This window comes from Marinobacter sp. (assembly GCF_046484525.1).
In the GTDB taxonomy this organism is placed as follows: domain Bacteria; phylum Pseudomonadota; class Gammaproteobacteria; order Pseudomonadales; family Oleiphilaceae; genus Marinobacter.
In genome coordinates this window covers 1-7,115 of record NZ_JAWOIS010000073.1, presented here as the reverse complement: position 1 = coordinate 7,115, position 7,115 = coordinate 1, and the positions used below count along the sequence as shown (strand labels likewise).

Genomic DNA, 7,115 nt, shown 5'->3' with positions numbered 1-7,115 from the left:
GAGTACGTAAAATGAGGAGTATGCACCTTAAAAGTGAGATCGCCCAGCTGGAACTGAGCGATCTTGGGCGTGGAAATCACGCCAGTCGTAAGCCTCAGTCATTTGAGTCCATTATCACCAAATGATTGAGGCTGGCGATAATGTGCAGCTTTCACTGCTACGAGGATCTTCCGACCTGCGGAGAGGGTGGGTTCCCTACCCACGGTGGGTATAAACTTTGAACAAAAGCCTGTATCTATCTTATCCTGGATGAGTTGGTTTAGGATTGTGCCCAATCCTTTGCATCGCAAAGCCCTCATGGGCTGTCTGGAGGTTATTTCCAGACAGCCCATGAACCATTACTTCATTTCATTGCTGCCAGGTATTCCAGAACCACCGGCCAGATTACAGCCGCAGCCTGGGCATTTGCCTGATGACTGCCGCCTCCCTGTTCGATCTCATTCGATCTTTGAGCAAAAGGGAAGCTAATCAAATGACCGGCGCCAGGGTTGATTATATGGCGATAGGGAAAAGCAAAATTGTGCACTTTTAGGCGGTCGATGGCGAGTTCCCCATACATAACGCTATCCAATTGACTGTCGCGATCGCCGGAAATGAGCAGCACGGAACCCTTAATTTTTTCGACAGGTATGTTGGATGATAAATGCTCACCCTGATAGCTAAAGCTGCTCCCGTCTGCTACAGTTGGGGACCCGAACACGATGACTGTTTTTATCTGAGGATAGACCGTTCCAACCAGCAATGCAGCTGTCCCCCCTACGGAATAGCCAATCAATCCAATCCGTCCGGGATCAACGTCTGGCTGCGATTGCAGCCACTGGATGGCCTTGCCGAAGTATTCCAGCGGGATCATGTCCAGAATCCCGGGCAGAGAGCTGTTATCGAGCGGAGAAGTGTAATTGAAATAGGCCAATGACAGGACGGCATAACCGTGAGCCGCCAGGACCTTAGGCGATTGGCGCGGCAAGCCTCCCCCACTGCCTCCCAACACGATAACTGCCGGGTAAGGACCGTCCCCGGCCGGTTGGTAAAACTGCCCAAGCACCCCATTTTCAGCCACATCTTTCACCACCACGCCGGCGGATCCCATATTCTGGATTACCGTTGCCTGAGCAACCGGTTTGCCTTCCACCTCGGCGGTGAAAGTGTAGTGATACTGAACTGCGTTCAGCAGACTGGATGGGGTTGAAGCCGGGGCAGCGGGCGTTGAAACGGGCTCGACGGATTTGTTCTCCATTGACCAGAATAATCCCATTCCATCTACTGCGGAGTAGCTGCCGCTAATTGGCGCCTGCTTTTCCAGATCCACTGCACCTTGCGCGTCCGTTCGAAAAACGGCGTAGGATTCATACACTTTTCCGGATTCACTCAAATCGGGAAAAGCGATTCCAACCGTGGTCAACCGCAGTGTAATCTCTTGATTTGGCGTAAACCCTGAAAGACGGATTGAGACAGGCTCATCAATTAACACTTCCGTTGGCTGAAGAGATATGACAGGGATTGGAACAGTGGAACCGGTTGTCACGAGTGGGGCATACCCCAGGTCTGCCAGGACCTGCGCGATAACCTCGTTACCCTTATCTGATGGGTGTATGGTGTCCGGGGCAAGGAGATCAACCGCTGTGGTATCGCCACCAGGGCCGTTGAACGCGTGATAGATGTCCGCACAGGTGAAGCCATTGGCCTGGGCTACCTTGCAGTACACCTCGTTCCAAGCGTCGAGTACCTCATGCGTTGCTTCAATGTCTTCAGCCGAAAAAACGCCACCGGGAACTCCTATCCAGTCGTTGTACACGTTGGTCGTCAAGAAGATCGTCGGCTTCCCAGCTCGCAGTTCGGCGATCTGGGCGAAGACACTCTCGAACTTCGGGCGGAAGATCTCCGCAGCCTCGGCCGCACAGGTCGCGTCGTACTTCGACCAGTCAGGGTCTCCACTCGGACCGTCGCATGGATCATCGTCACGATTCCAGGGCGTGTCGTTGTGAGAGATGCTGACGATGATAATATCCGCATTGGAAAGCGCCTCGCGCTGTTTGACGCCGGCCTTCAGCACTTCTAACAGACCGTCGACCTGCAGTCCAATGTGCTGGGAGAGGTTCTGGACTGTGATAGGGTGGCCGGTTGCCTGGGTGATGGCCGCGGCGTAGCGATCGACGAAACCGGTACAGCCGGGACAGTCCTGCGGGCTGTTATACGGGATCGAATCGCCAACCGCTACCAGGGACCAGGGAGTTACCCCAGGTTCCGTCGCTAGGGCGGCGGTGTCTGCCGGCGGAGTTGCAGTATCCACCAGAACCGGCGCAACGGTCGGATTAACCGCTGTGGGGGCAGATGCCTCAATGGTCGCCGCTGCAGGGGCTTGAGGTACTGCTGGTGCGCAGGCGCCCAAAGCCAGGGTGAGCAATAATGCAAATATCATTGTCTTCATGGTTATTCTCCTTGATAGATGAGTCTGGTAGCCTTGAAATCTGAACGAACGGTTGGTAAACATGTTTCCTCCTTGATCATGGTTTCGGTTGGTTGTGCTCGATTGATTGGTTCGTAGCGTCCTATCACCCAAAATATACCTTCTCCCATGACTCAATATATGCCATTTCTTGCCAATTTGATAATATTTACCAAACTAGTCTTGTATTCGATAGATTGAGGCTTATAATGAATTCGATTTCAAGTATGCTTAGTCAATACGCCCTGGAGAAATATGCCCACCCAAGTTTTATCACCCGCATCGTTCGTAACCTTTGGCGAGCTGCTCAAATATCTCCGCCGGCGCGAACAATTGACCCAATTGGAGCTCTCCATTGCTGTTGGCTACAGCGAAGGCCAGATCAGCCGGCTTGAACAAAACCAGCGCCTGCCCGATCTCACCGCCGTCAAAGCGCTTTTTGTACCAGCCCTGCATCTTGAATACGAACCTGAGCTGGCCGCTCGCTTTCTCCATCTGGCCCAGACCGCCCGGCCAGAAGACGCACCCGCGCCGGGCATTGCGCCTTACAAGGGGTTACTGTTTTTCGACCAGTCGGATGCAGATCTTTTCTTTGGTCGCGAAGCCCTCACGATGCGCCTGGTGGAGCGGGTTACGCGTCTCGCCATGGACGCCTCATCACGCTTCCTGGCCATTGTCGGCGCGTCTGGGAGCGGCAAATCGTCGCTCGTGCGCGCCGGGCTGGCAGTCCGGCTTAAACGCGCGGGCTGGGTAATTCATACCTTCGCTCCTACCGCCAATCCGTTAAAAATTCTGGCGGCGAATTACGCCCCGTCCGGAACAAAAAACGGCCAGAAGCACCTGTTTTTGGTGGATCAATTTGAAGAAACCTTCACCCTGTGCCGGGACGAAAATGAGCGTTCGGTATTTATTGAAAGTCTGATTACTATTGCAAGCGATCCATCTACGAAGACAACTGTAGTCATTGCCCTGCGGGCCGATTTTTATTCGCGCTGTGCCCAGTATCCGCATCTGCGCGAGGCCGTGGCGGCTGAGCAAGAATATATCGGCCAGATGACCCAGGCAGAGCTGCGCCGCGCCATTGAAGAACCCGCCAAACGCGACGGCTGGGAATTTGAACGCGGCCTGGTGGACCGATTACTATATGACATTGGGGCAGATGGAACTGGACAGCCTGAACCCGGCGCGCTGCCCTTGCTCTCACACGCCCTGCTGGCCACCTGGGAGCGCCGTCGTGGGCGGACTTTTACAGTAGAGGGCTATCGCGCTGCCGGCGGTGTCCGCAGTGCAATCGCAGAGACGGCGGAGAGCGTCTTCACCGATCAACTCAATCAATTCCAGCAAGAGCTGGCGCATGACATCTTTTTGCGCCTGACAGAATTAGGGGAAGGCACCGAAGATACCCGCCGGCGAGCGACTTTAAATGAGCTGGCACACCAATCGAAAGAAGCCATACAACTGCGGGCGGTGCTAAACACCCTAGCCGAGGCAAGATTAATCACATTAAACGAGGATACTGCCGAAGTTGCCCATGAAGCTTTGATCCGTGAATGGGGGCGACTCCATGAATGGCTATCTCAGGACCGCCAGGGCCTGCTTTTACACCGTCATCTGACCGATACGGCGTTCGAATGGGAAGCCCGGAGGCGGGATCCGGCTGAGCTGTATCGTGGGGCGCGCCTGGCGCAAACGCGCGAATGGGTCGCGGCCAACGAGGATCGCTTAAACACGGCGGAACATGACTTTCTCGCCGCCTCGATCGAACAGGAACAGCATGAGGCGTTGGAGCGTGAAGCGCAGCGCCAGCGCGAGCTGGAGGCAGCCCAAAAACTGGCCGAGACCCAGAGCCGGGCCGCAAAACAATTAAGGCGGCGGGCATTTATTCTGACCGGCGCTTTCCTGCTTGCCATTGCTCTGGCAGGCGTTGCCATTTTCTTCGGAAACCGGGCCAATCAGAACGCGACCGAGGCGCAGTCTGCCAAGCGCATCGCCACTTCGCGCGAGCTGGCCGGCGCTGCGCTGGTAAACCTGAACATCGATCCGGAGCGCAGTATCTTGCTGGGGCTGGAAGCGGAGGCGCAGGCAGATACGTTTCAAGCCCAGGATGCCCTCCACCGGGCTGTACAGACCTCGCGCCTGTTGAAGCGCGCCTCGGTACCTTTAGGTCAGTGCAATTGCACGATTGCTTATAGCCCGGATGGCACTCGCCTGTCGACGGCAAGCCGGGATGCGGATGGGCAGCTGACGACCCAGATTCGTGACACCGTAACGCTGGACGTATTGTTTACAAAGCCCGGCGTCTGGGCGGATGACCGCTGGTTGTATGCGGATTTCCTGCCGATCGCCTCGCCAGGCGCGGACCAATCCTCAACCGTTCTCACCATTTGGAATGCTACCGGTCAAAAAGCAATTTACACGATTACCCTTCCGGTCTATTTTGACGATTTTCCTCCCTGGATCGACATCAGCCCCGACCGGACGAAAGTGGCCGTGGTGTCTTTTGAAAACCGCAGCGACCTGGCGATTTTTGATTTGGCCACTGGGAAATTGTTGCACCACCTGGGTAGACCGGATTATGGCTATAATGGAATGCTGCGTTTCGCTCCGGACAGCCGAACCTTGCTCACACTCGGCGCTCCAACCGATGATAACCAGTTCGCCATATTGTGGGATGTGTCGACGGGCAGCGAGCTCTTGACTGTACACTTACAAGGTCTACCTCAGTTGATCGACTTTAGCCCGGACGGCAAGCGGTTCGCCGTCAACGAATTACAATTTGTTCGAATCGTGGATATCGCATCGGGCCAGGATGTAATAAAACTCTCTGGCCATACCAGCCTGGTAGAAAATGGCCTGCAATACAATGCCGATGGAACAAAGCTAGTGACGGCGGCAGGCGAAGGGACCACGAAGATCTGGGACGCCGCTACAGGTCAGAGCTTACTGACCATATTCGGCAATGACGCGCGTATAAAAGCAGCCGTTTTCAGCTCCGACGGGACGAAACTGGCGACACTCAGTGAAGGAAGCGTCCAGACCTGGACTATCGCCCAGACCGACCCGCATGAGCTACTGGCTGTGCCGGCCGTTCCCGATTGCGACTGTATGGTCGCGTTTAGCCCAGATGGGCTGAAGTTGGCGACCTTTGGTGGGGATCAGACCGTTAAGATCATGGATAGCAGCTCGGGCAAGACACTTCTCACGCTTCCTGATCCTGACAATCAGGGGCGCGGGCTGGCCTTCAGCCCCGACGGAACACGCCTGGCAACGTCCGGCGCTGGTCACCTGGTGCACGTCTGGGACCTTGTCACCGGTAAAGAATTGATGGCACTAAAGGGACATGCTGCTCCGGTGGATCGGGTGATCTTCAGCCCAGATGGATCTCGGCTCGCGACGATCGACCGAAGCGGCGAGGGCCGCCTCTGGGATGCGATCTCCGGGCAGGGGCTGTTTTCCTTGCAGGCATTTGAAAATAATACCATCCAGGATGCGAACGGTATTGGCATTTCCTTCAGCCCGGATGGTTCCCGCCTCGCAACCGTAGGAGGCGCTTTCATCAAAATTTGGGATGTAGTCACTGGCCAGGCAGCGCTGACTGTACCGCTTGATGAAGGCAAGCTGGCGTATGCTGCGGCCTACAGCCCGGATGGAAAGCGCCTGGCGGTTAGCTTCCGTGGCGGGTCTGTGAACGTCTTGGACGCTGCCAGCGGTCAAAAGCTGTTTGACCTGACTGGCCATACCGGCTCGGTTCGACACATTGCCTTCAGCCCGGATGGAACCCGCATCGCCACTGCCAGTGCGGATGGCACAGTTCGGCTGTGGGATGCGGCCACAGGCATTGTCCAGTTTGCACTCACCGGGCACACCGGACAGGTGACCGGCCTGGCCTTCAGCCCGGATGGCGCCCGCCTGGCAACGGTCAGCCGGGATGGAACGGCGCGGGTCTATGCTTTACGTATGGAAGATCTCATAAAAATTGCACAATCGCGCCTCACCCGCTTGCTCACTCTCGAAGAGTGTCAAACCTATTTGCACATGGATACTTGCCCTTCGACGAAATGATTATGTTTCATATAGTATATTGGGGAGCTTTGCGAAGTAGATATCACGAATCTTGACCTGTCCCCTTTTAGCTCTAAAGTAACCTACGCCTCACAGAACAACGGTGCTTTTGGATTGAGTATTCTGGATCAGATAGGAATATCTGTGACACATAGGAAGAGATGAGGCAACTGGTAGTGGAAATTAAAATCGTCTTCCCGGTCTGACAAAACTTTGTTTTGCAATGTCTTGACAACCGTCGAGGAGTATATACAATGATGGGTAACCGTTTAAAAGTTGAGATCGCCCAGCTGGAACTGAGCGATCTCGGGTGTGGCAAGCATACTTGTATGCCCCACACCGAAGCGTAAAATCCCGTATATTCACACCCGTTTTTCAACAGATCGAGAGCCGGTAGGCTCACAAGAATTTACGCTCTGCGGAGAGGGTGGGCCGCCTCTCCACGGTGGGTAAATACCGCTGAGTTGATGAAATTCAAAATCACCCACCCCTAAAAATGTTTCACAACCGGTAATAGCGCAACCGCGGATGATTTTACCTCCTTCCTGTTGCGCTTTGTTTTCAAATAAGCCTGTTATCGGTGCCATTCATTCTGATATACACAATC

2 protein-coding genes are annotated in these 7,115 nt (G+C 54.9%); one reads left to right on the top strand and one right to left on the bottom strand.

What is annotated here, in order from left to right; all coding sequences use genetic code 11:
• Positions 1-343 precede the first annotated feature (343 nt).
• Positions 344-2,491 carry an acyl-CoA thioester hydrolase/BAAT C-terminal domain-containing protein gene (locus tag R6W86_RS15485; protein ID WP_410330261.1) on the bottom strand — a complete coding sequence of 716 codons (2,148 nt, stop codon included), beginning with the start codon at positions 2,489-2,491 and terminating at the stop codon, positions 344-346.
• Between the two features lie 210 nt (positions 2,492-2,701).
• Here R6W86_RS15485 and R6W86_RS15480 point away from each other — a divergent pair, with 210 nt between their 5' ends.
• Positions 2,702-6,508: a helix-turn-helix domain-containing protein gene (locus R6W86_RS15480; protein ID WP_410330260.1), complete on the top strand. Its 3,807-nt coding sequence runs from the start codon at positions 2,702-2,704 to the stop codon at positions 6,506-6,508.
• The last annotated feature ends 607 nt before the right edge of the window (positions 6,509-7,115 follow it).